The sequence below is a fragment of the Synechocystis sp. IPPAS B-1465 genome, assembly GCF_003015225.1.
Classification (GTDB): domain Bacteria; phylum Cyanobacteriota; class Cyanobacteriia; order Cyanobacteriales; family Microcystaceae; genus Synechocystis.
Map to the genome: position 1 here is coordinate 857,467 of NZ_CP028094.1, position 24,514 is coordinate 881,980.

16 protein-coding genes are annotated in these 24,514 nt (G+C 50.7%); 7 read left to right on the top strand and 9 right to left on the bottom strand.

Annotated elements, in window-relative coordinates; genetic code table 11:
• Positions 1-91: 91 nt before the first annotated feature.
• The 8 genes from rpoB to C7I86_RS04115 all read right to left on the bottom strand — a co-directional run bounded on the left by rpoB (position 92) and on the right by C7I86_RS04115 (position 17,084).
• Complete coding sequence (gene rpoB, locus C7I86_RS04080) at positions 92-3,400, bottom strand: DNA-directed RNA polymerase subunit beta (protein ID WP_010871995.1); 3,309 nt, start codon at positions 3,398-3,400, stop codon at positions 92-94.
• A gap of 85 nt (positions 3,401-3,485) precedes the next feature.
• The gene (locus tag C7I86_RS04085) at positions 3,486-4,271 is read right to left on the bottom strand and encodes a TatD family hydrolase (protein ID WP_010871996.1); all 786 of its coding nucleotides are present in this window, start codon (positions 4,269-4,271) and stop codon (positions 3,486-3,488) included.
• A gap of 135 nt (positions 4,272-4,406) precedes the next feature.
• Positions 4,407-4,700 (bottom strand): 30S ribosomal protein S20, encoded by a 294-nt coding sequence (gene rpsT, locus C7I86_RS04090; protein WP_010871997.1) that lies wholly within the window; start codon positions 4,698-4,700, stop codon positions 4,407-4,409.
• A gap of 95 nt (positions 4,701-4,795) precedes the next feature.
• The gene (locus C7I86_RS04095; RefSeq protein ID WP_010871998.1) at positions 4,796-8,911 is read right to left on the bottom strand and encodes a PAS domain S-box protein; all 4,116 of its coding nucleotides are present in this window, start codon (positions 8,909-8,911) and stop codon (positions 4,796-4,798) included.
• Entirely contained in the window at positions 8,908-9,627 is a 720-nt protein-coding gene (locus C7I86_RS04100) for a DUF6816 family protein (RefSeq protein WP_223211345.1), read from the bottom strand. The genes C7I86_RS04095 and C7I86_RS04100 overlap by 4 nt, the downstream gene beginning before the upstream one ends.
• Before the next feature lie 163 nt (positions 9,628-9,790).
• Positions 9,791-12,103 (bottom strand): ATP-dependent helicase, encoded by a 2,313-nt coding sequence (locus tag C7I86_RS04105; RefSeq protein ID WP_010872000.1) that lies wholly within the window; start codon positions 12,101-12,103, stop codon positions 9,791-9,793.
• 98 nt (positions 12,104-12,201) lie between these two features.
• Entirely contained in the window at positions 12,202-15,804 is a 3,603-nt protein-coding gene (smc, locus tag C7I86_RS04110) for a chromosome segregation protein SMC (protein WP_010872001.1), read from the bottom strand.
• Between the two features lie 194 nt (positions 15,805-15,998).
• Positions 15,999-17,084, bottom strand: coding sequence for a phosphotransferase (locus tag C7I86_RS04115; protein WP_010872002.1), 1,086 nt, complete (start codon positions 17,082-17,084; stop codon positions 15,999-16,001).
• 142 nt (positions 17,085-17,226) lie between these two features.
• Between C7I86_RS04115 and C7I86_RS04120 the strand changes: the two genes are divergently transcribed.
• From C7I86_RS04120 to dprA, 4 genes are all read left to right on the top strand, one after another.
• Positions 17,227-17,895, top strand: a complete 669-nt coding sequence (locus tag C7I86_RS04120) for a DUF533 domain-containing protein (protein ID WP_010872003.1) — start codon at positions 17,227-17,229, stop codon at positions 17,893-17,895.
• A 153-nt stretch (positions 17,896-18,048) separates the two neighbouring features.
• A complete protein-coding gene (locus C7I86_RS04125; protein WP_010872004.1) occupies positions 18,049-18,513 on the top strand; it encodes a DUF3531 family protein in 465 nt (154 codons plus the stop codon).
• 28 nt (positions 18,514-18,541) lie between these two features.
• Positions 18,542-19,831 carry a lipopolysaccharide assembly protein LapB gene (locus C7I86_RS04130; protein ID WP_010872005.1) on the top strand — a complete coding sequence of 430 codons (1,290 nt, stop codon included), beginning with the start codon at positions 18,542-18,544 and terminating at the stop codon, positions 19,829-19,831.
• A gap of 27 nt (positions 19,832-19,858) precedes the next feature.
• Positions 19,859-21,055 (top strand): DNA-processing protein DprA, encoded by a 1,197-nt coding sequence (dprA, locus tag C7I86_RS04135; protein WP_010872006.1) that lies wholly within the window; start codon positions 19,859-19,861, stop codon positions 21,053-21,055.
• Between the two features lie 42 nt (positions 21,056-21,097).
• Here the strand turns inward: dprA and C7I86_RS04140 are convergent, their stop codons facing one another.
• Positions 21,098-21,424, bottom strand: coding sequence for a YbjQ family protein (locus tag C7I86_RS04140; RefSeq protein WP_010872007.1), 327 nt, complete (start codon positions 21,422-21,424; stop codon positions 21,098-21,100).
• A gap of 133 nt (positions 21,425-21,557) precedes the next feature.
• On the opposite strand from C7I86_RS04140, the gene C7I86_RS04145 reads away from it, so the two are divergent.
• The 3 genes from C7I86_RS04145 (at position 21,558) to mutL (ending at position 24,372) form a co-directional block, all read left to right on the top strand.
• On the top strand, positions 21,558-21,743 hold the full coding sequence (locus C7I86_RS04145) for a DUF2442 domain-containing protein (protein ID WP_230401103.1): 186 nt from the start codon (positions 21,558-21,560) through the stop codon (positions 21,741-21,743).
• A 198-nt stretch (positions 21,744-21,941) separates the two neighbouring features.
• Complete coding sequence (locus C7I86_RS04150) at positions 21,942-22,577, top strand: peroxiredoxin (RefSeq protein ID WP_010872009.1); 636 nt, start codon at positions 21,942-21,944, stop codon at positions 22,575-22,577.
• A gap of 34 nt (positions 22,578-22,611) precedes the next feature.
• A complete protein-coding gene (mutL, locus tag C7I86_RS04155; RefSeq protein WP_020861544.1) occupies positions 22,612-24,372 on the top strand; it encodes a DNA mismatch repair endonuclease MutL in 1,761 nt (586 codons plus the stop codon).
• Positions 24,373-24,514: the final 142 nt, after the last annotated feature.

Consider the following 24,514-nt stretch of genomic DNA (forward strand, 5'->3'; position numbering starts at 1 on the left):
GATTAGGGGGCAAGGCAATTAAGGGGGCAGGAGGATTAGACCCTAGGCGATCGCCATCCTCCTGAAAAACTAACGGGAAAAATGGTTGGGACTACACTTCTTCTTCTTCCAAATCCTCCTCGGTGTGGAGGGACTCATAGGTGGGACGATTGGGGGCCCGACGCTGGCTGTCGATCATCAAATCTACTTCTGCATCGGCGCTTTCACCATCTTCGGACAGTTGTACTTTGTGGGCGGCAATGTCCAAACCAAGGGATTGTAGTTCCCGCATCAACACCTTGAAGGATTCTGGGGTACCGGGCCGGGGAATACTCTTGCCTTTAACAATGGCATTGAGGGCTTCGTTACGACCCTGCATGTCATCGGATTTAACGGTGAGTAGTTCCTGCAAAATGTAGGCGGCGCCGTAGGCTTCCAGGGCCCACACTTCCATTTCTCCGAACCGCTGTCCCCCCTGTTGGGCTTTACCCCCCAAAGGCTGTTGGGTAACCAAGGAGTAGGGCCCGGTGGAACGGGCGTGGATTTTATCGTCCACCAAATGCACCAGTTTGAGCATATAAGCTTGCCCAACGGTAATCGGACGGTCAAAGGGTTCCCCGGTGCGGCCGTCGAACACTTGGATTTTGCCGGGGTGGTTTTCGTTAAATACCCAGTCTTTGTTCGGCCGTTGGGAGGCTTCTTCCAACAAGCCATGGACCGTATCCCGGGACGCTTCTTCCCCGTACATCTCATCGAAGGGGGTAATTTTGAAGCGCACACCAAGGTTTTCCCCAGCCCAACCCAGCAAGCATTCGAACACCTGACCTACGTTCATCCGGGAAGGAACCCCCAGGGGATTAAGGGCAATGTCAATGGGGCGACCATCAGGGAGATAGGGCATATCTTCGATGGGCAAAATGCGGGAAATAATCCCTTTATTGCCGTGGCGACCGGCCATTTTGTCTCCCACTTGGATTTTCCGTTTTTGGGCTACGTAAATCCGCACCACCATATTGGCACCGGGGGGTAATTCGTCTCCTTTTTCCCGGGTGAACACTCGCACATCCACTACCCGACCTTTTTCACCGTTGGGTACCCGTAGCGAGTTGTCCCGCACGTCCCGAGCTTTTTCACCGAAAATAGCCCGCAGCAGTTTTTCTTCGGGGGGTTGATCTGCTTCCCCTTTGGGAGTGACTTTACCCACCAGGATATCGCCGGATTCCACCCAAGCACCGATGCGGATAATGCCATGTTCATCCAGATTTCGCAGGGCATCTTCCCCGACGTTGGGGATTTCCCTGGTGATTTCTTCGGGTCCTAGCTTGGTTTGACGGGCTTCAATTTCAAATTTTTCGATGTGGATACTGGTGTAAACATCGTCATAGACTAACCTTTCACTGATCAGAATGGCGTCTTCGTAGTTGTAACCCTCCCAGGGCATATAGGCTACGAGAATGTTTTGGCCCAGGGCCAGCTCTCCCCCTTCCGTGGCGGAACCGTCCGCTAGCACTTGACCAGGCACCACATCTTCCCCGGCATAAACAAGGGGCCGTTGGTTTAAACAGGTATCTTGGTTAGACCGTTGGTATTTTTGGATTGGGTAAACGATTTCTTCCCCTTTCTCCGCAGGGTTATCGGGGGAGTGGGGCTGCACCCGAATTTCGGTGGCGTCCACATAGGTGACAATGCCATGGGTACGGGAAACAATTACCATGCCGGAGTCGCGAGCAGCTTGGGCTTCCAAGCCTGTACCGACCAAGGGCCGTTCAGGACGCAACAGGGGCACTGCCTGCCGTTGCATGTTGGAGCCCATTAGGGCCCGGTTAGCATCGTCATGCTCCAGGAAGGGGATCATGGAGGTGGCAACGGAAATAATTTGCACCGGGGAAACGGCTACATAGTCAACTTGTTCTGGGCTGGTGGTGGAAAATTCCTGGCGGTAGCGAATAGGTACCGACTCGCCAATGATGTTGCCCTCTTCGTCTGTGGGAATGTCCCCGGGGGCCACCCGCATGTCGTCTTCTTCGTCGGCGGTGAGGTAAACGGGGTCTAAATCTTTCCTGACTCGACCACTCTCCACCCGAAAATAGGGGGTTTCAATGAAACCGTAATCATTGACCCGGGCACAGGTAGCTAAGGAACCGATCAAACCGGCATTGGGGCCTTCCGGCGTTTCCACTGGGCAAATACGGCCGTGGTGGGAAGGGTGAATATCCCGCACCGCAAAACCGGCCCGCTCCCGGGTTAGACCCCCAGGGCCGAGGGCAGAAATACGCCGTTTGTGGGTCAACTCCGCCAGGGGATTGGTTTGGTCCATGAACTGGGACAGTTGGGAGGAACCAAAGAATTCCTTGATGGCCGCCACTAGAGGCTTGGGATTCACCAAGGAAGCAGGGGTAAGGGCATCGGATTCGCTAACGGTCATGCGTTCCCTAATAATCCGTTCCAGGCGATTTAAGCCAACCCGAATTTGGTTCTGCAATAGTTCTCCAACGGAACGTACCCGTCGATTGCCCAAGTGGTCGATGTCATCGGTGGTGCCGACGTCAAATTCCAGATTAATCAGATAGTTGATGGCGGCCAGGATGTCTTGGGGGGTAAGCACCCGGGTGGTGTCCGCTTCATTGAGCCGGAGTTTTTTATTGAGTTTGTATCGTCCCACTCGACCAAGGTCATAGCGTTTGGGGTCGAAGAAGCGGGACTCCAATAACTGTTGACCACCACTAACGGTGGGGGGCTCACCGGGGCGAAGTTTTTTGTACAGTTCCACCAAAGCTTCCTCTTCGGTGGGATTGCCTTCTTTGTCGAGGGTTTTTTGATAAAACTCTGGGTGGCTGAGGGAGTCGAGAATTTCGTTATCGCTCAGACCGATCGCCTTTAGGAGCACTTGAGCCGACAATTTACGGGTCTTGTCGATGCGGACATAGACTAGACCATTTTTGTCAGTTTCAAATTTCAGCCAGGCCCCCCGGTTGGGGATCAGGGAAGCGGAATAGGTGCGGCGACCGTTTTTATCTAATTCTTTTTTGTAGTAAACCCCTGGCGATCGCACAATTTGGTTAACGATGACCCGCTCCGCACCATTGATGATGAAGGTTCCCCGCTCTGTCATTAGGGGGAGATCGCCGATGAAGACTTCCTGCTCCTTAATTTCCCCGGTTTCTTTGTTAATCAGACGGGTCGGCACATACATCTGCACCGAATAACTAGCATCCCGTCGCTTGGATTCATCAACATCATACTTGGGTTGTTTGAGCTTGTAATCTTTGCCCAAAAAGTGGAGTTCCAGCTTGCCTGTGTAGTCAGAAATCGGCGAAAAACTATTCAATTCCTCGATTAAACCTTCCTCCAAAAACCAGTGGAAACTAGCGTGTTGGATTTCAATTAAATCGGGCAACATCGTGGTGGCAAGGTTTGTCATGGTGGCTCAGAAGTCTCCGGAAATTTGCGGTGGTTGGGGTTAGGGAAGGCCGGGGAGAGGTTACCAGGGGGGCGATACCCCCAGATTAGGCAGGCACCGGTAGTTTAAAAAGGTTGCGGGCATTAGTAGTGGTTTGTTGGGCAAGGGTTTCTAGGGGGACATGGCGCAGGGCAGCGATCGCCTCGGCCACATGGCGGACAAAGGCTGGTTCATTGCGTTTACCCCGTTGGGGCACTGGCGCCAAAAAGGGACAATCGGTTTCCACCAACAGGCGATCGGGGGGGACCATCTGGGCACTGGCTTGGATCCCTTCAGCTTTTTTGAAGGTAACTGTGCCGCTAAAACTGATGTAAAACCCCAGGTCCAAAAACCATTGGGTTTCTTCAGGAGTGCCACCCCAACAGTGCATTACCCCAGCCACGGGCCCCGATTCTGCTTGGAAATCAGTCAATACCTGGCGCATGGTCTGGGCGGCATCCCGACAATGGATAATCACTGGCTTGTTTAATTCCCTGGCGATCGCCAACTGGGCCCGGAAAACCTCAATTTGATGGTCACGGTTATCGGCTTTGAAAAAATCCAAACCCATTTCACCAATGGCTACCACCCGGTCATCCGCCTTGGCATAGGCAAGGATTTGCCCAGCAGTATTGTCTTGCCAATCTTCGGCATCCAAAGGATGGAGTCCCACGGCGAAAAATAGTTCAGGAAAACGGTCCGCCAGAGACTGTATTTGATCAAACTCCTGGGGCTTAACGCAGGAATGAACCAGTTGCACCACCCCAGCTTGCCGCCAGCGATGCTGTAACTGGTCTAAATCCGCCGCAAAAACATCAAAGTTAATGTGGACATGGGTATCAACTAAATGCATGGTTCCCCTAATGCCGTGGGCGATCTCCAAAGTAACCAAAAACCAGAGGTTTTCCCCAGCTAGAATACCAGTTGATCAATACAGTTGACCAAAAATATTGCAACCATTTGGCCTTCCCAAGGGAAAGGACGGTGCCTAGGCAGCAGGCAAGGCGCTTTGGAGGGCTTTGGCTAAGCGAGCCTTTTTGCGGGCCGCATTGTTCTTGTGGATTACTTTGCACTTCACCGCCTTATCAATTTTGCTAAAAGCGGCGGCCATACTGGTGTTGATCGTGTCGAGTTTTTCCGGATTGGGGTCACTGGCGTAGGCCTCCACCGATTGAAAGGTTTTTTTCATCAGGGTTTTGATGGCCGACTTATAGCTTTTGTTTTGGAGTCGGTTGCGTTCAGCAATTTCGATGCGCTTCAGGGCGGACTTGATATTAGCCACGGTTGCTCTCTAGGGTACGTAACTGTAAAAAGGGCGGGTTCATAAAGATCAGAATTGTTATTCTAACAGTTTGGGGACGCCACGACAATGGTCACCTAACTGTACCAGAGGGGTAGTTCCACTTCAAAGCGACTACCTTGGCCCAACTGGCTGGTTACGGTAATCATACCACCGTGGAGTTCGGCGCATTTTTTGACAATGGGCAGTCCCAGACCGGTTCCAGGGATAGAACCAACATTGGTGCCCCGGTAAAAACTATCAAACAAGTTGGGAATGTCCTCAGGGCCAATGCCAATACCATGGTCCTGGACAGAAAAAATGCCAACGTCCCCCCGGCGCTGGAGATGAAATTCCACTGGCTGGCCAGAAGGAGAGTATTTGATCGCATTGCCGAGGAGATTGGTCAAAATTTGTCTTAATAATTTGGGGTCAAAGGCGACAATTTCTCCGGGGCCGAGGCCATCATAGCTGAATAATAGGCCATGGTATTCCGTACTGCTCTGGAGTTCATCGGTGATGCCCCGACAAAAGCTGACTAAATCTAGGGGTTGAGGCTCAAACGGTAAATATTTAGTTTCCGCCCGGTTAATGGTGAGTACATCGTCTAATAGTTCCACCATGTGGTGAACACTTTCCTCGATGCGCTCCAGATGTTGGCCACGTCTTTGGCCATCTAACTTAGGCCAATATTTTTTCAAAATGCCAGTGGAGGAACTGATAATTGCCAGGGGGGTACGAAATTCATGGGATGTGGTGGAAATAAACCGGGAACGCAATTCCCCCAATTCCTTTTCCGCTTCCAAAGCGGCCAAAATACGTTTTTCAGCATTTTTTATATGGGTGATGTCGTGGACGATCGCCACTAGATTAGCCGGGTGTTGGCCGTTGACGCCCTGAAGAAGAAACACAGAAGCAGTGACGGGAATTTCGACGGCAGTTTGGTAGTGTTGCAGGCTAAATTCTCCCTCCCAAGCACCGGAGCGAAACACCTGGGGAATGATTTCCATTTGCCAAAAATTGAGGTATTCGGGGCTAATATGTTCACTCAGATAGGTGGTTTGGGCGGTTTCCGGATTTTCCAGGCCAATTAAGGATTGCCCGGCCTGGTTGAGGAAAGTCACCTTTTGCTCTAGGTCGGTGATGACGATTAACTCGGTACTATTTTTGACCACAAAATCCAGGTTTTGCCGCTCTCTTTCAATTTGCTTTTGTCGGCGTAGGTCGGTGATTACCCCTACTAAGCCGTCTACTTTACCCTGGTCATCCCTCAGGGCGGTGATGGAAACATACACCGGCAGGCGATCTCCGGTTTTGGTGATGTAGGTCCATTCCCTTTCGTAAACTCCCCATTGGATGGCGGGAATGGCGAACATATCGATGGAATTGGGCCGGATGGTTTGCTGCAACTGTTGGGAAAGCTGGACGGCTTCGCTGGCCATTTCTTCCTGATCGTGGAAAATTAACGGGGTTTGCTGGCCAATCAGTTCCGCCGCTGTATAGCCCAAAATTTCCTCCGCAGTGCGATTAAAGGTACTGATAATCCCCCTCCTGTCGGTGGAAATAATCATGTAGTTGGCCACATCAAAAATGCCTTTTTGCAGTTGGTTCACTTCCAACAGTTTTTGTTCGGCCCTTTGCCTTTCCGATAACTCCTCCTGCAAACGTTCGTACAGTAATGATTGTTGAATGGCGATCGCCAATTGGTTACCAAGGCTTTGCATCAGTTGGATTTCTGCCGTTTGCCAAGTGCGGGAACTGGAGCATTGGTGCACAATCAGCAGGCCCCAAAGGCTATGGTCAAAAACAATGGGGGCAACTATTCTGGACTGGGATTCCGCCACGGTGAAACATTGCACTGCACAATTGATGGCACAATCCGGCAATTGGTCACGGGAAGCGTAGATGTAACCGTTGAGGTAACGCTGATAGCACTCCGGCGGAAAGCTTTCAGGACTAAGATCCATCTGCATCACTGAGGGTTGGCCATTAACCACTGATTCGGCGATCGTGGTGCCCAGACCGTCCTCTTGGATGTGGTGAATTAACACCCGGTCCGCGTGGATAGTGCGGCGTACTTCCGTCACAGTGGTGCGCAAAATCGTTTCTAGCTTGAGGGACTCCCGAATTCTTTGGCTGATGGAAGATAACAGTTTTTCCTGTTGGGCCTGGTTGCGCAGTGCCTTTTCCGCTTCTTTTAAATCATCGATGTCCGTACTACTGGCTAGCCAACCATTGATACTGCCAAACCGGTCCTCCAGGGGCAAGACCTGCAACAGGTGCCAACGGTACTGACCATCACTCCTCCACAGACGACACTCCAACTGGAAGAATTCCTGGGCGGCGATGCCCTGACGCCACTGTCTTTGCACATTTTCCCTTTCCCCTGGCTCAATAAATTGCTGCCAAGTGTTGCCGAGAATTTTTCGACCCCGGCGACCAAAATAGGCCAATGTCCGTTGATTGCACTCCCACACGTCCCCAGCGGAGGAAAGTCGCCAAACCAGATTGGGCAATGCCTCTAACAAGCTGCGGTGAATTTGTTCGCTGTCCCGCAGTTTCTTCAATACCCGTTGGCGATCGGTCACATCCCGCACCGTTACCAAGCGGCAATCTTCCCCCTGCCAATGGATGGGCACAGCCTTAATTTCCCCTATCCCTTCCTCCTCGGGGGAGACATTGATGCCAATTTCCGTCTGTCCTCGGTTGGACAACCCCAGTTGGGATTGTAAAAACTCTTCTTTGCTGAGGCCAAACATTTGGCAAGCCATGGGGTTAGCGTAGATTACCTTGTCATGGTTGTCTAAAATGACAATGCCATCGGCAATGGTATTCACCAAGGTTTGTAATTGTTGCTCCTTGGTATGGAGCGCCGCTTCGGCTCGTTTGCCATGGCTAACGTCCTGGGCTAAACAGAGGATTTTGCTGGTTTGTCCGCTACCATCAATTTCAAAGGCCGAAATTTCCACCACAAAGTAGTGTACTGATTGCCCGCCATCGGTAAATTCAAAGTTAAACTCCTTTTTTTCGTGGGCTTGGAGCGCCGCCAATTCTTCCAGCCCAAAGTACCTTGGGGGAAGCAATAGATCCTGCCGCGGGTCAGTCTCGACCATGGGGTTGGGGATTGGTGCCCCGCCGGAACCGCCTTCTAGCAAACTGCCGGGGATATTGAGATAGACGATTTCATTTTTGACCAGATCGTAGAGATAAATCAGGTTTGGATTACGGCTGAGTAACTTTTGAATTAAATGTTGGTTCCGTTGTTGTTGTTGCTGTTGCCAAACAATGCGGGCTTCTAAATGCTGGACGATGCGGGGCATTTCCACTTCCCGTTGCAGGGCCTCTAGCAACACATCCGGTTGGACCGTGGCCAGCCATTGTTGAGGGCCGACCCAACCAACAAAAGCACCACTGATGTTGGTAATGATCACATAATCATCGTTCTGTCGGCGGAGTAATTCCCTGGCGTGGCAATAGGTTTGGTTAATGGTGCAGAGGGGAAAAGTTGGGCTGAGGTCTGGGCCAATGGGATTATCCAAGCCGAGGGAGCCATAGTTGGGACCCTTAAAATAGTTGCTGAGGCTGACATTACCCAGGGGAATGCGGGGGGCGGCGGCGGGCAGTAGGGGGGAGGAATAGACCACCGGAAAACTAGAAATTTGGCGCTCAAAACAATGGTGGACCAATTCCCCCAAAGTTGTTTCTGTCCCAAGGCAAAGGGGAGGAGAGGCCGTAACCTGGAGGGGAAGATTCTGCCACAATTGACAAAGATTTACTGAGCGGATGAGATTGCCAATGCTCAGCAGACCCCAGGTTTGGTGTTGTCGATCCGCCACAGGGATTACGTCCCAGCCGTAGCCCCAGGTGGCAAAAATCTGCATAACTTCCCCTAAACTAGGCAACTTTTCTAGGTCTAGCCGCAGGGAGCAAGGCAAACACAGTTCCGCCAAGGCGATCGCCGGGGAAAAATGTTCAGTCCACAGGGCGGCGGCCAATTGCCAATCCGGTAATAAACCCAACAGTTGACCGTCGTTATCTAGCACCAAAGCCCAGGGGGGAAAAGCCTTAGCCTCTGCCGGGGGCTCCCAGGAACGTTGGCCATGGCGATGCCAGCGGTTAAGGGCCTCTGCCGCACTCAATTCTCCTGGCAAACAAAGACAGGCCCATTGAATGGCGCTGGCGGTGACTTCCCTGGGAGTGGCGGCAAAAGTCATAGTTCTGGCACAGCTTCTAGGGTAAGTTCATAGCGATATAGGGCAATGGGTTGGTGGCCAGCGGCGAAATAATCGGGGTCCGTGGGGGACAAGTATACGGCGGTAACTTGACTGGCGCTGATTTTTCCCGGGCCAACATGGTGATAGTCAGTGGTAGTTTCCACCTGGTTGAGGTATTGGGTACTGCCAGCAATAAATTGTTGGTTGGTCAGCTCCGTGGCGAGAAAGTGCTCCGGGTCGGGACTCCTTTGGCTGTAACCTAGGACAGTGGAAACTAGTCGTTGATGTTGGGGAAAAACGGTGACTAGGCGGGGACTGGGTTGTTCTTTAACCTGGACAGTAACATTTATTTCTTCTCCGTCCTTACCCAAATAAGCCTGGGTGATGGCTTCAGCGTTAAAACGGCGATCGGGCACAATAACTGGTTCATTGTTGACCAAATCCGATAGGGCCCAGTTAAATTCCGGCAGGGGGGTTTGGTCGATGAATCTGACGGGAAATTCTATTGGTTGCTCCAGATAGGCGGCATTCTTAGCAAAGCCGGGGCTGACGATATCCGGGGCCAGGGGGGCTAGTTGTTCGACAAGAGTACTGGTGACCTGCCATGTGCCGGCAAACCATTCAGGATAACGAATTTCTCCCTTTCTTTGCTCTAGGGTGGGCAAATTAGACCACTGGGGATAGGCTTCCCATCGGTCAGGCAGTGATTCGGCCAAAGTGGGAGATCTTGCGATCCCTAGCCAAAGCAAGTTGCACAAAAATAGCACTGTCAAGCGAACCAAAAATCTAGACAAAAATTTACCAAGACCGTTGTGGAGTGAGGCTTTGGGCCGATCGCCACGGCCACTGATGCCCTTGGATCCGATTATAGTCCTTCCCCTAGGAACCAAAACGCTTTTGTAGGGCCAATAGGGCCTGGGATGGTTGTTTGGGTTGTAGTCGGGGGGATTTGCGGGCTTGCATTTGGTTCCAGGCAAAGGGCCCTTCCTGGGCGGCGGATAGCCACAATAAACGCTTGGCCCTGGTCATAGCGACGTAGAGTAGTCGGTATTCCTCTGCTTCCTTGAGGCGGCGGGCTTCTTGCCAAGCGGTGGCCGTGACCGGCAGGGCGATCGCCTGGGGCTTTTGCTGTTGGCGATGGTGTACCACGGTGCGAATTTGGGCCCTGGCCACCTCCGCTAGGGTAAACTGCCCCAAAAATTGCCCTCCCTTGGGTACCCATAAATCGCCAGGGAGGGTGTCCTGGTGCAAAAAGGGTAAAAACACATAGTCCCAATCCAATCCCTTGGCCTTGTGCATGGTGATAATGGTGATTTGCCCCGGTCTGGTGTATTTTTCATCACTATCGCTGGCGATCGCCTCAAATTGTTCATCGTTGGCAATGGTGTGGAGTTCGCTGAGCAAATTTTTTAATGAGCGTTCGGGTTGGGTTTGTACCTGTAAACGTTCCGACAACTTTTGTAAGGTGGCTAAATCTGAGCTGTCATAGTTGAGGGCCAGACCCAAAAAAGCAATCAATTGATAGGCGGGCAGTTCCAGGCGGGCTTTGAGCAAACTACGACATAGGCCCTGGGCAGAAACCGCCGGGGAGGCCAGGGGAGGCATCAGGGGAGTGGGGTAGAGAAATTGTTCCGGCACCGCCGCCAAAGCATTTAAATCTTGAGTGGGAATTAGTTGGCGCTCCTGCAACACTGTTAAGGTGGCTTTGAGGAGATCGGGGGAATGGGGGCGGTCGATAAATTGTAAAAGACTAAGGATTTCCCCTGGTATGCGGGAATTACGATCCTGGTCCCCCACGTCCAAAACCTTCAGTCCACCATCTTTTTCCACATCCTTCAGGCGATCGGCCACGAACCTTCCCTGGCGATTTTCCCGTACTAAAATGGCAGCATTGTGGTGAGGATTGGCCAACAACAGGGGCACTAGCCGATGGCGAATTTGTTCTACTTCTTCATTGATATCTTGGGGAAAACGAATTTCCACTCCCCCATCGGTGGCCGGAGGATTGGGTTGGGGGTCCCCCGGTTCCACTGGACGAATTGCCTGGGGGCGGAAGGGTAAGGTCGCATCCCCTTTGGGACCACTATTAAACCGTGCTTGCCAATCTTGGTTAACCCATTCCAGCAAGAAGTTGGCCGCCGCAATTACCTGTAAATTACTGCGCCCCGCCTGGTCCATGGTGGCGAAACTGCCCAAAGCCTGGCACCGTTGGCAAAATTGATCGAAATATACGGGGTCAGCGGGGGTAAAGCTAGAGTTAATGGCTTGATTGGGGTCCCCCACCCGAATTAAACGAATGGTACCATCGGCGTTTTGGGCCAGCTTGGTCAGTAACTTTTCCTGCAGAGGGCTAGAGTCCTGGGCTTCATCTTCAAAAACACCAAAAAATTGTTCCTGCCACTGGCGGCAAAGGTGGGGATCTTCTAGCACCCGCAGGGCGGCCAAAATCATGTCGTTATAGTCGATCCAATTTTTCGCCTCCATCAGGGCTTGGTAATGTTTGAACAAACCGGCTCCCATCAGCAGGAGTTCGCTACCGGGGGCAATGCGACCCATGTCCGCCACAGCCTGGGGAGAGAGGCCAGAACTTTTTGCTTCTGCCACCACAGTTTTGGTTAATTCAGGTAAAACTTCCGTGCTCAGCACCGCCTGCCGCCGCAGGGTTTCCGTTGTCTCCCCGTCAAAATTACCCGCTTCCACCAGGGTTTGATAGGTTTTAGGATTTTCCCGCCGCCATTGTTCCACCGCATCTTTGATCAAGCGATGGCCTTTTTGGGGCGAAACCAGGGTCTGTTGCTCCGGGTCTAGCCCCGATACTTCCGGATGGCGTAGGGCAATGCTGAGGGCTAAACCGTGGAGGGTCTGCACCGTAAATCCCAAACTGGGTAAGCCCAAGGCCCGTAAACGTTGATTAACCTTGCCTTTGATGGCCGCCGCCGCTGAACGGGTGTAGGTCACAATCAGCAATTTTTCCTGGTTATGTAAACCATGGTGGGCAATGGCGATCGCCGCCGCCACAGAAAGACTATGGGATTTGCCAGCCCCGGGCACGGCGGAAACGGCCATCTCTCCCCCATGCCAATCCGCCAGAGGTCGTTGACTGCTGCGTAAACTCTGGCGGAGTTGCTCTAGGTTCAGGGAAGTTTGATTCATGGCGATCGCCGACGTTAGTGTTCCCCTCAATCTACCCATTGGCGCAACAAATTGACGTAGGTTTTGTTCAGTAAATCCAACTCAATGGTTTTGCCAGATTGTTTGAATAATGACTCTTGTACTATATCTAGGCGAAGCTACAACTTAATGCCCAAAACCTGGGTATGGGCTCCCCGGGCTTGGGTTACTCCAATGGTGCGTTCCGCCGCTTCAATCATGGGACGACGGAGGCTCACCACAATAAATTGGGCTTGTTGGGCCTGTTTGCGGACCATTTTGGACAGTTTTTCCACATTGGCACCGTCCAAAAACATATCCACTTCATCAAAGCCATAAAAAGGGGAGGGGCGGTAGCGTTGGAGGGCAAAAATGAAGCTTAGCGCAGTTAAGGATTTCTCTCCACCGGACATGGAACTGAGGCGACGCACCGGTTTACCTTTGGGGTGGGCCACTAGGTTTAAACCCCCATTAAAAGGATCTTCCGCATCGTCTAATTGTAAGTAGCCGTCCCCATCAGAAAGTTCTGCAAAAATAATCTGAAAGTTTTTATTGACTGCATCAAAAGCATCTTGGAAAGAACGACGACGCAGGGTAGTAAAATTTTCAATCCTGAGGAGTAACTCGGTCCGTTCCCCGGCAATGGTTTGCAACTTTTCTGACAATTCCCCTAGGCGAGCTTCAGTTTTTTCATATTCTTGTAACGCCAGCATATTCACCGGTTCCATGGCTTCCAAACGTTTTTGACCATTGCGAATGGATCGCTCTAATTCCTCCAAAATATTGGCAAAATCCAAGTTTGCTTCGTCCCGGTCTTGGAGCAGGGGAATTTCCGGCCAGGGATCGGGCAAATCCTGTTCTAATGCTTCCAATTGAGTTTGCAGTTGAGTTAAATTTTCCTGGTATTCCTGTTGATTAGTTTGTAACTTTTCCCATTGCCATTGCTGTTCCTGTTGTTGACTACGGAGCTGGTTAAGCTGAGTTTCTAGACGATCCCTTTCTTGCTTAGTACTACCCAATTTTTCCGACAGTTTCGCCAACTGAGCTTCCGTGGTTTGGATAGCCCCATTCATTTCCGCCAAAGCTATTTTTAACTGCTCCTGTTCCTGGGCTAGGGTGAGATCCTGAGCTTGATGTTGGGCAATTTTTTCCTGGGCTTGGGCAATTTTTTCCTCTAGGCGTTGGCTACTATTCTGCAAATCCTTGAGGTGATCCTCCCCCTGGCGTAGGGCTTGCAATTGGCGTTGGTACTCCGCTTCCACGGTACGAATTTGGATCTGGATAGTTTGCCATTGTTGATGGGTTTGGGAAGTTTCCAAGGCAGTTAATTGTTGCTGAGCGGAGGCTAACTGTTGTTCCAAGGGCGGCAAAGATTGCTGCAACAAAGCTAAATTTTGTTGTAACTCTGCTAGTTTTTGCTGTTGATTAATTTGTTGTTGATTAATTTGTGTTTGCTGTTGACTGAGGCGTGCTATGTCTCGTTCCGTTTGTTCTCCGTGAAGTTGTGCTTCCCGTTGTTGTTGCCGCATTTCCATCAACTGTTGAGTTAACTGCCTACTACGAACTGTTCTTTCTAGCAATAACTCTTCGTTACGGCCTTGGACTTGCTGAATGTCCTGTAACCGTTGACGCAACTGTTTCACTTCTGCCGTATCTTCACTGACCATGGTGCCGAACCGTAGTCCTGAGCGTTGGTTGCGACTGCCGCCACTCATGGCTCCACTGGCTTCTAGTAAATCTCCCTCTAGGGTGACAATGCGATGCTTGCCCAGGTGGTTGCGGGCGTTAACTAAGGTGTCAAAAACGATGGTATTGCCAAAGATAAAAGCAAAAATGTCGGCGTAACGGCGATCGCCGTCGATTAAATTCACTGCCAGGTCAATGTAACCATGGGCATAACTAAGGTTGGGATTTTGACCCTTGGGAGGACGAATTTTATTCAGGGGTAAAAAAGTGGCCCGTCCTGCTTTGGCCTGTTTGAGGATTTCAATGCCCGCCGCCGCCACACCATCATCTTCCACAACAAGAAAACCCAAACGGCCCCCGGCCGCAATTTCCAGAGCCAGTTGATATTGGGGCTCCACCTGACCCAATTGGGCCACTAAACCGCAGACCCCGGGTAAATCCGACTGCAAAATCACTTTGGTGGCGTAGGTGCCCTGCACTTCCTGCTGAGCTTGACTAGCCGCTTCTAATTTGTCCAATTGCCGTTGTTTTTCCTGTTGTTCTTTGAGCAGGCGGGTTTGGGTTTCCTGTAGCAAACTCCGTTCCTGTTCCAGTTGGGCCAAATCGCTGGCCAGAGTTTGAATCTGACTGGTTAGTGCTTCTCCCTGGAAGTTGAACTGCCCTTGGGCAAACTGTTTTTCTTCCAACTCAACAGAAACCTTTGTGAGCAGAGGGGTTAATTCAGCCAAATTGGTTAGCAATTGTTGTTGGCGTTCCTCTAGCTGGGCCAACTGACTGCGTTGGGGGATTAACTCGTCTTGTAATTGGTTGACAGTGCGGCTGAGTTGGGTTTGTTCCTGTACCCATGCTTCGGAAGCGGAGGCGATCGCCTGGGCCTGGTGCCGGAGTTGCTCCAACTGTTGCTGACTGGTCTGCACTGCGGCTTCTAGCTGGGGCAGGGTTTGGGTGTTATGGAAGGATTTTTCCTGTTGAATGTGCAAAAACTGCTGTTGACTCTGGCTAATTTCCGCCTGGATTTGCCCCACCTGTTGTTGGTGATTGGTAATTTGGCGATCGCCGTCGTTATAACGTTGCTGGAGTTGGTCCCGTTGGGCTTTTTGGGTGGCCAACTGGGCCGCCACGGCCAATTGTTCCTCTTCCCCCAGGGCCTTGACCTGGGCATTGAGCTTTTCCAACTCTGTTTGCTGAGTTTGAATGGCTTGACTGCGTTGGTCTAGGGCTTGCTGAATTTGCTGGGATTGTTCTCGATCCCGCTCCAATTGTCCCCATAGCTTTTGCCGTTGTTGCTCCACTGCTTTGTACTGAATAACCTTGGCCCACCCTTGCTTTTCCTGTACCTGTTGCCGCAGGGCCTGGTATTTTTCTGCCTTCTGGCGATCGGCCGCCAACCGTTCCAAAGTGCGCTCCAACTCCGTCGCAATAATTTGACAGCGTTCTTCCCGGTCTTGCACCTCCGTCAAAGTCTCCTTGGTTTTAACAATTTTGCGGTCAAATTCCGCTACCCCCGCCAACTCATCGATGATTTCCCGGCGCTCCTTGGAGTTCATGGTGATAATGCGGGTCACATCCCCCTGGAGCACAATGTTGTAGCCCTCTGGGTAAATGCGCAGTTCATTTAATTGTTCATGGAGTTCCGTGACGGTGGCTGTCTCCCCATTGATGTAATAGTTGGAGGAATAATTGCCCCCTTTGGTCACCTTCAGGCGACGGGTAACAGTCCATTCCTTAGAAATTTTTGCTCCGTTGCCGTTGCCATTATGGTTAGCCCCTGGCTCGGATAGGTTTTCCCCATCATGCAATTCAAAGGTGACTGACACACTAGCTTCGGAACTGCCCCGGTTCCCCTTGAAAGTGTTATTGACCAAATCCGGTAGTCGTTCAGCCCGCATGCCCTTGGAAGTGGCTAACCCCAAACAAAATAGCAATGCATCGAGGATATTTGACTTGCCCGAACCATTGGGCCCAGACACCACCGTAAACCCCGGCAAAAAAGGAATGGCGGTGGTTCCCCCAAAGGATTTGAAATGGGATAGTTCGATGCGCTTGACATAAACCATGGAGGTTGGGGACGGGGTAATCCAGGCCCTCCCAATCCTGACAGTGGCAAGGCCCAGCGGCTCAATATATGCCTAATATACGACGCTTGGCGATCGCCATTGGCCGGAAACTGCCCAGGGACTAATGCAGGTAGAGGGCGTTGGCAAGGGTACTTTGCACTGGACGAGGATACATGGGGGACAAGTTTCCCCTTTTAAAACAGTTGCCAATCCGTTGAGCCCAATTGTTGCAAATTCTCTAACCGACGTTTGAAGTAACTGCCGTGGAGCCGACTGTAATCCGATAGCTTCAGGGTTTGTACATGGATGGCCCAAGACCAGATGAAAGCCGTTTGGGTCAAGGCCTGCAAGGAGTTTTCCTCCAGAACTGTCAAAGGAGCAATGGAGTTATAACCGCTTAAAAAAGCATCCCGAATATTACGTCCCAGGCCCGATTGCATGGAAACCTGTAGAAATTTAGCAATGTCGAAGGCTCGCCAACCCATGCCACACTGGTCAAAATCAAACAGCATCATCTGGTCTTCAGCAGTGAAATGGACATTGCCGCTGTGGGGGTCCCCCCAACAAATAGTCCAATAGGGGGTGTGGGTGGGAATGGATGTGAGCTGGGTTTTAATCGCCATGGAAATGTCGATCAGACAACGCCATTCTTCCAGCCGGTGGTGCAGAAAAGGGGCAATGGTATGGAGAGAATCATCCAACAGATAGCTGAGGGTGAGGGGAGGACGGTGGGCAGAAGGCTTGAACCGTTGGGCTGTTTGGTGCAGTTGAGCTAACATTTCCCCCAACAAAAAGCCTTGAGTTTTGCTCAAATCCCCGATCGCCACCCCCCCGGGAGCATAGGGAAACAAACTGGCATAGCGCTTACCTTCTGGGGCATTAATCTCCAGGGCATAACCCCCATCCCGATGCCTGAGGGGGGCCGCCACCGGCACATCCCGGTCCGCTAAAAAATTGAGCAACTCCAACTCAAACTGAATTTCACTTTCGGTGCGCCAATGTTGGTGGGAAATACGCAAAATGTAATCGTCCGCTAGGGTCTCCACCAAGTACACATCGCTCAAACCCCGATGCCAAAATCGACAGCCTTTGGGCACTTCAATGTCGTAATGCTTAAACACCAAATTGGTTAGGGCATGGGGAGCTAAGGTGGAATAAACACTGGGAAAAGCGTCCCCCGCTACTGTTGATTTTGGGGCCGGATTGGGAGCCGGAAAATCCACCACTGGATTAATGTCCGGTAGGGCAGAAAGGGATCGGAGTAGTTGCAGGGGGGGCATGGGGTCAAGGGGAGTGGTGAGGATGCAAAGCCGTCTCCTTTAGCTTAGAAAGGGAGGAGAAGGGGCTCCGTATTCTAAGCTACACTTCAGTTAGAGTTTGATTTAAATATCTGATGACCGCATAGTTGCCCAGGGAAAAATCATGGCCAATCGTACCCAAAGTCGTTACACCGATGTCCAAATTGCCACTTGGTTGAGGGGACTGCTGACCATTGCCTGGAGTGATGGGGACTTTGATGAATCGGAGCAACAAATGATCACCGGCCTCACCCAGGAGATGGGTTTTGGCAACAAGGAAGATGAGGTTCTATTCAAGACCATTACCCCGGCGGAATTACTAGAAGGCTTGGGGGACGACAAGGAAACGGCGGAAAACTTTCTCCGCACAGCGGTGTTGGTGGCGATCGCCGATGGCCTTTATTCCCCGGTGGAAGGAGAGCTATTGCGGGAATTTAGTCAAGCCCTGGGGATAAAAATTGACGCTTTGGAGTCATTAGAACATACCATCTGTGATCCCAACGGCGATCGAACCGAAATGGAGGAACATCCCCATCCCGATTTACTTCACCCCGTCAAGGATTGGCTGGACGGCATGGCCATCCACGATCCTCGTTTGGCCCATTTCATTTGTCATCTGGTGCCCCCCCAATGTCCCTTCGAGCGGGATGTTAAACTGTTTGGGCGCAAAATTGTTCATATTCCCCCTCTGTGCAAACTAAATCCTCTGTATGAACAGTTAATTGGTCTGAGGTTCCGGGCCCTTTCCTACCTGGCCGATGACTGCCAAGAGGACATCACGCCCTATATTTGAATCCTATTTATTTTTATTGGGTTTTTTATTAGGTCGAATTGTGAGAAACTTTCGGGATTTTTCGGTTGTCGCCTGAGCAATTGCGCTGATTTGTCTCCGACTCGTTGCGCTTGAAAATTAATGACGTTTAAAAATTAACTATCTCCCCAACTTATGGAAGTGCAATTTCGGGAAGTAAATCCCTTCGATTTTTGGATTTGGCTAGAATTCGAGACCAATCCTGCCCCGGCGGAACAACAATATGTGGAAGAGTTATTTGCTTCCTGGTTTTATCTCGGCAAACTAGGGGGTTTTAATGCAGAAAATCTCCAGGTACAGGATACGGGCATTGACCTAAGCTATTTGGACTATGACAGTGCCAATCTTTCTAGTTCCATGATGTCCCCCATGCACAATATGGCAGACTTCCAATACCAAGACCATTGGGGCCGTTGTTGGTTTGATTTGGGCACCAGCGACCTCATTGCCCTAGATGTGTTGATCAACGCACTGTACCAACTTTCCCTCGATTACGTGCCCATTCGCCGTTTAATTGTGGGGGGAATCAACGAAGATTGGCCCGTTGGCGATCGCCAGGACGACCGCTTCGATCAATTTGAAGATTTTGATCACAATTAGGTTTTCTCTGTCCCCATCATTTTCCCCTATGTATCCATCCTCGTCCCCGGGCCATCGGCAATATTTCCTGGGAGTAAAATCTAGCTTACCTCTGCTCTGGCTGATGGTTTTCCCTGCCCTAATTGGTGGGGTCTTGAATATTAATCCGGTGCAGGCCCAGGGCACTCCCTATATTCCCCCGCCCATTACCCCGCCTCCCCTTAGCCCCAGCGAAAATCCCTTTGACCCCAGCCTTTTTCCCACGGATCCCCTGATTCCTTCTGGGGAAACCCTCACGCCTTTGCAACGGCGACGACTAATCGAAGCCCTAGATGCGTTAGAAGCTGAGGCTTTGGTGTTGGATCAGGCAGGACAGGGGGACCAGGCTTTTGAGGTACGTTACCGCAGTTTACGGGGGCGACAACGGTTGGGGGATTTGGCCGAGGTTGAGGCCCTGGGACGCATTGGGGCGATCGCCTGGGAACAAGGCCGTAACCAAGATGTAATGGCCATCGGTCAGCGTTTGGAAGATTTACAACTTTCCCTGACCAAGGACAAGGCCATGAGCCCGGAACTGTTAACAGCCTTTGCCAAAGCCTATGGCCAGCTCCACAGTCTCGACTCGGCGATCGCCGTTTATCAGCAAATGCGTCGGGAAGCCCAGCAACAGGGGGATTACCGCCGGGAAAACCAAGCCCTCTCCATGTTGGGGGAACTGTATCTAGCTAAATTTAACTACCCCGCCGCCGCTGAGGTTTATGAAACCCTTCTAGCCAGGGCCACCAATGCCCGTAACAGTTATTACGAAGGCATTTACTTGCAAAAACTAGGGGAAATTTATCAACAGTCTGCCCAGCCCGACAATGCTATTCGTATCAAAGAGCAACTGGTGCAAAGAAGATTGCAGGACGGTAAACCGGAATTGGTGCCCGATATCCAGATTGCCATTGGGGACCATTACCTAGAACTGGAACAGCCAGAAAATGCCAGCCAAGCCTATCAAAAGGCCTACACCCTAGCTTGGTCTATTAAACAATTGAGCACAGCGGCGATCGCCTTGGATAAACTGGGGGATTTGTATCTGTTCAGTGAACAACCCAACTATGCTCTACAAATTTATAAACAACTTTTGCAGGTACAACAACAGTCCTATAACTATTACGGCATGATGATTACCTACGAAAAAATTGCCCAACTTTACATAGATGCCCAGCAAACCAGCGCAGCTTTAACCGCCTATCAACAGGCGTTATCCTTGGCCCGCTCTCTCAAATATAGTACCAAAGAAAATAATATTCTTAATCAAATACAAACTATTTCTGGGGGCACTGGGTCATAGATTTTATTCACAAATTTTTGATTAACCATGGCGAATTCTGAACAGGCCTATTGGTTAGCCTGGAGTCAGGTTAAGGGAGTAGGGCCAGTGTTGCTCAAGCGACTGGCCCAACACTTTGAATTATTGGAAAATGCCTGGAAAGCGAGACCGATCGCCCTGGGAGAAGTGGAGGGTTTTGGCCATAAAATGATTGAGAAAATTATTGGGCAAAGAAACAATCTCAATCCGTTTCAATTTTTAGAAGAACATCAACAAAAAAATCCCCAATTTCTCACCCCCGATGACCCGGACTATCCCCGCTTACTGTGGGAAATCCCCAGTCCACCGCCGGTGTTGTACTATCTGGGACGTCTTGACCACCGGGAAAGTCAAGGACAAATTCCAGGGGTAGGCATTGTGGGCACCCGTTACCCCACCGACCACGGGAGCCGTTGGACAAGGAAAATTAGCCAAGCCCTGGTCAAATCTGGTTTCACCATTGTTTCTGGCTTAGCCGCTGGCATTGACGCTGACGCCCACAGCAGTTGTTTACGGGTGAACGGAAGGACGATCGCCGTTTTAGGCACTGGCTTAGATTTGATTTATCCGCCCCAAAATCGACAATTGTTTGAGCAAATCGCCGCCGAAGGATTGATTTTGAGTGAATATCCCGTGGGCAGTAAACCAGAACGGGGTAATTTTCCCGCTCGAAATCGCATCATTGCCGGTCTGAGCAGGGCCGTGTTGGTAATGGAGGCTCCCCCCAAATCCGGGGCCTTAATCACCGCCAAGTATGCCAACGAATTTAACCGGGACGTGTTTAGCCTACCCAATTCCCCTGATGTCCAAGAAGCCCACGGTTGCTTAAATCTCATCCACAACGGAGCAGAGGTGATTCTGTCGGAAAATCAATTGCTAGCCAGCTTGGGGGCAATACCTTTACTGGATCAAGGGCAAGAACAAAAAATTCTTCCAGGCGATCGCCAAATTGGTTATCTAGACCAAACCAATGTCCCTACTTTAACCACCGGGGCAAGGGGTAAACAACCTTTGACTGAACCACCGGAGGACTTGGAACCAACTTTAAAAAAGATCTTGGCCGCAGTCCAGGAAGAACCCACCGCCCTGGATCAAATTGTTGCCGTCACAGCCTTGGCCATTGGGGATGTTTCCGCTGGATTACTCCAATTGGAAATTCTTGGTTTAGTCAGCCAGGAACCCGGCATGCGCTACCAAAGACGGTGACCATGGGACATCTCCATTAAATAAATTAATCCACTAAATAAATTAATCCACCGTTACCGCCGTCCCCGTTGCGGTGATTAACAATAATGCTCCCCGGTCGTCAATGTTGATGGTTCCGGTATTTACTGCCACCCCAATTACCCCATTGGCTCCCAATTTTTGGGCCCGTTCAGTCAATTCGGCGATCGCCTCTCGGTGGCCTTTTTCAAAAATTTGTTCATAACTGCCAGTTCTACCACCAATTAAGTCCCGAATACCCGCGAAAAAATCCCGCAGGGCATTGGTGCCATATACCACTTCGGCGGTGACAATGCCGTGGTAGCGAGCAATAGTCCGGCCTTGAACAATATCCGTTGTGGAAGTCAGCATAGTTTTAAGATTCTGTTTTAATAATTTTTAACCTCAAGGTTTATTAATGCTACCACCTCTAAAAAATCCAAGAAATGCCAACAGAAATCGCATGGTTGAACCCACTGCAATTAAAGCATGGGCAGAGAAACGAATGATATACGTTGAACTCAGCGATGGAAGGATCTTTGGCTTTCCTGGCGATCGTTTCCGTATCCTTAAAGAAGCTACAAATGAACAATTGGCAAAGGTCAAAGTTGAAGTGAATGGTTATGCCCTCCGCTGGGAAGAGTTAGATGAGGATATTACTGTCCCTGGAGTAGTGGCCGGCCATTTTTAGTTGCCTTTGACCTAAGGCGATCGCCTTACCCCAGACTAACTGGCCAGGTGTTGTCAATCAGATCAGTGATTTTTGCGTCAATGCCAGTCTTTTCCTGACAATTTTGCGTTTTCTAACAATTCGTCCAAATTCTGTATCTGATATGGCAGTATGATCGAAGAAGATCCCCATTTTGCATTGTATTAGGAACTATCTGTTATGGCCTTACAACTCGGTGATGTTGTCCCCGACTTTACCCAAGAATCCAGCCAAGGCCCCATTTCTTTCCATGAGTGGGCCGGCGATAGCTGGGTTGTTTTATTCTCTCACCCTGCGGATTACACTCCGGTTTGTACCACCGAATTGGGCACTGTAGCCAAACTTAAGCCGGAATTTGATAAGCGCAACGTTAAGGTGATTGCCCTCAGTGTGGATGATGTGGAATCCCACAAAGGCTGGATTTGTGATATTGACGAAACCCAAAACACTACCGTTAACTACCCAATCTTGGCCGACGGCGACAAAAAGGTGTCCGATCTGTACGGCATGATCCACCCCAATGCCCTCAATAATTTGACGGTGCGTTCTGTCTTCATCATCGATCCTGCCAAAAAATTACGCTTAACTTTCACCTATCCCGCCAGCACTGGCCGGAACTTTGACGAAATTTTGCGGGTAATTGACTCCCTCCAGTTGACCGATTATCACCAAGTAGCTACCCCCGCTAACTGGCAAGATGGGGACAAGTGTGTGGTGGTGCCCTCCATTTCCACCGAGGATGCTAAGGTCAAATTCCCCAAAGGGGTGGAAGAAATCAAGCCTTATTTGCGTTTGACCCCCCAACCCAATAAGTAAGTTTCGGTTAAGCCAATCTTTTGAGATTGTTGGCTTGCAAATCAACCACACCATTAACGAGCTTTTAAGCGGAGAGGGAGAAAAATCATCTACCCTCTTTTTTATGGGCATAGCAGAAAAGTCGATGATCCAAGTTCTCGATCGCCAGTTGGTGGATTTAATTGCGGCGGGGGAAGTGATTGATTCTCCTTTGGCAGTGGTGCGGGAATTGGTGGAAAATGCCTTGGATGCCGGTGCTGATCGGATTTTGGTTCGTGTTTGGTGGGATCAGTGGCGTTTGGAAGTGTTGGACAACGGCCAGGGGATGGATGTAACAGAGTTAAAAACCAGCGTATTGCCCCATGCCACCAGCAAAATTAGTACCCAAGCAGATTTACAACGGATTAAAACTTTAGGTTTTCGGGGGGAAGCCCTCCATAGTTTGGCCCAGGTGGCCCGGTTGACCATTAGCAGTCGCAGTGTGGCCAGTCCGGGTTGTGGTTGGCGCATTACCTACAGCCCCCAGGGTTCACCAGAACAGATTGAGCCAGTGGCGATCGCCATGGGAACGAGGGTGGAAGTGCGGCAACTGTTTGCTAATTTTCCCCAACGTCGGCAGGCCTTTGCTAAAAGTCAGCAGTTTTGGCGGCCCATGGTCACCTATCTGCAACAATTAGCCCTCTGCCATCCCCAAGTAACGTGGCAACTGTGGCAGGACGAACGGTTACGGTTGAGCCTTAGCCCCGGTCCTAACCCAGAAGCTATCTTGTTGCAATGCCTTAAATCCCTCCAGGCGGGCCAGCTTGGTTACACTCAACAATCCCTGTCCCTCCCCGTTGATCTAGAAAATCAGGCAACATCGGCCCAGCTAAGCTTGACCTTTGGTTACCCTGACCGCTGCCATCGTCCCCGTCCCGATTGGTTAATCATTGCCATTAATGGTCGTCCTGTGAATGTGCCGGAATTAACCCAGACAATTTTGGCGGTTTTTCACCGTACCCTGCCCCGGCAACGGTATCCCCTGTGTTTTGCCCATTGGCAATTGCCGCCCCAGTGCATCGATTGGCATCGTCACCCCGCAAAAACAGAAATTTATTTGCAAGATTTACCCCATTGGCAAGGGCAACTAAAAACCTTATTGCACCAGAGCCTAGCAATTTTGGGCAATGACGCTCCCCCTCGCCTGAATCAATTGCTCAAGGCCGCTGAACCCAAGGGAGTGTATCAACTACAAGGTGCCAGTTCTCTCACGGAAACGGTGCTGGGCTATCCCAAGGCTTTTAAGGCCATCGCCCAGGTTTGCCAGACCTATGTGGTGGTGGAACATGACCAGGGCATTTGGTTAGTGGAGCAACACGTGGCCCATGAACGGGTTTTGTTTGAGCAGTTACAACGGCATTGGCAATGTTTACCCCTGGAGCAACCTCTGGTCTTGCAAGGATTTAACCCAGAACAGGTGGAACGTCTGCAAAATTTAGGCTTGGAAATAGACCCCTTTGGGGAAGATATTTGGGCTGTGCGGAGTTTACCGGCCCTTCTTCAAGGACAGGAGGAAATCATTGCTATTTTGCGGGAATTGAGTCAGGTATTTTCCCTCTCCACCGCCCAAGCGGCGATCGCCTGTCGGAGTGCCATTAAAAACGGTATGGAATTGGATCGCATTGCCATTAATAAACTCATTGAGCAATGGCAACAATGTGATAATCCCCACACCTGCCCCCACGGTCGGCCCATCTACTTAGCTTTAGATGAATCTTCCTTGGCTCGTTTTTTCCGTAGAAATTGGCTGGTTAACCCCAAAACTTCTGGTTCTTGAATCGCCTTCAACCATTGGCGTTTTAGCTCGCTCTTGGTATCACGGGTAACAAATTTATGGAACGGAGCAGGGTTAACTATAAAGGCTAACCTGGTTTTGTCCCACGGCATTTTCGGACTAAGTCCCGGAAATAGCGGGTTTG